The organism is Paraburkholderia sp. Ac-20347, from assembly GCF_017104805.1.
In the GTDB taxonomy this organism is placed as follows: Bacteria; Pseudomonadota; Gammaproteobacteria; order Burkholderiales; family Burkholderiaceae; genus Paraburkholderia; species Paraburkholderia tropica.
The window spans coordinates 1-1433 of record NZ_JAAGPN010000555.1 but is presented as its reverse complement, the minus strand read 5'-3'; the positions used below and the strand labels follow the sequence as shown (position 1 = coordinate 1433).

The following is a 1433-nucleotide window of genomic DNA, read 5'->3' as shown; positions in this document are numbered from 1 at the left end:
GCGCATGGCCGCGCTCGCGGCGCTTTGCGTGGGCGCGGGCGTGGTGGGCTTCGCGCTCATGGCGCATGCGAGCGGCATCGACGCGCTGCCCGGTTTTCTCGTCGGCCTCGGCTGGGGCGCGTTCTGTCTCGCCGCGCCGATGGCGCTCGCCGAACGCACCAGCGACGCCGATCGCAGCCTCTGGTTCCTGCGCTTCGCCACGTTTCAGATGGCGGGCGTGGGCGGCTGCCCGGCGCTCGCCGCCTTCGCGATGCGCTTCTGGCGCATGCCGCTCGAAGGCGTGCTGTACGCGATCGGCGCGTTGTGCCTGATCGGCGCGCTCACGCTCGAAATCTTCGGCCGCCTCGCGCGCGTGCAGCCCGCACAGGAGCGCTGGCTGCGCAGCATCGGCGCGATTGCGCGCACGCGCGCCGTGTATCCGATCGTCATCATCGCGCTGGGCGGCTGTGTGTTCTCCGGCCTGATGACGTTCCAGATGTCGCTCGTGCAAGGCACGCAGGCCAAGGCGAGCACGTTCTTCAGCCTCTACACGATCACGGTGATCGCCACGCGCTGGCTGCTCGCGCGGCTCGTCGTGCGCATGCGCGCGGCCACGGCGACCAAGGTGCTGCTCGCGATGATGGTGCTCGGCAGCGCCGCGATGTTCGCGGTGCCGTACCACGCGGGCTTCCAGGCGCTGGCGGCGGTGCTGCTCGGCACGGGCTACGGCCTTGCGTATCCGATCGTGCAGGTGCAGGCCATCGACGACTCGGCCGCCGCGCACCGGCGCGCCGCGCTCACCTGGTTCGTGGCGGCGTATTTCGTCGGCGCGTTCGGCTTTCCGTCGCTCGGCGGCTGGGTGCTGGTGCACAACGGCAAGGGCGCGCTGCTCGCGCTGATCGCGGGCTGCGGACTGGCGGCGCTCGCGCTGGCGATCCTGCGCGATCGGCGGCGCGGCGGATCGCTTTCGGCGAGTGCTTGACTGTAATGAAACCGGGCGAGCGCCTTCATCGACACATCGAAATGTTTTACCCGACGCAACATCCCATTACCACAGAAGAACCGGAGGAAACGTGACTGAACTTTGGCGACTATCGGCAACGGAACTGGCGCGGCGCATTCGAACCCGCGAAGTGTCGGCCCGCGAGGCCGCGACCGATGCGCTCGCGCGGCTCGACGCCGTCAACCCGCTCATCAATGCGGTCGTCGCACACGACCCGGCGCGGGTCTACGAGCAGGCTGACCGCGTGGACGCGGCCATCGCGCGCGGCGAAGATCCGGGCCCGCTCGCGGGCGTGCCGGTCACCACCAAGATCAACGTCGATCAGGCGGGCTTCGCCACCACCAACGGCACCGTGCTGCAAAAAGACCTGATCGCGCCGGCCAACAGCCCGGCCGTCGACAATCTCGTGCGCGCGGGCGCGGTGCTGCTCGGCCGCACCAATTCGCCGACA

At 69.7% G+C, this 1433-nt stretch carries 2 protein-coding genes; both read left to right on the top strand.

Annotation, left to right across the window (positions count from 1 at the left end; genetic code table 11):
* Positions 1-961: MFS transporter (locus G3N97_RS38600; RefSeq protein WP_205997972.1), on the top strand; the 961-nt coding region annotated here is incomplete at its 5' end.
* 91 nt (positions 962-1052) lie between these two features.
* On the top strand, positions 1053-1433 hold a 381-nt coding region (locus G3N97_RS38595; RefSeq protein ID WP_346778181.1), incomplete at its 3' end, for an amidase family protein.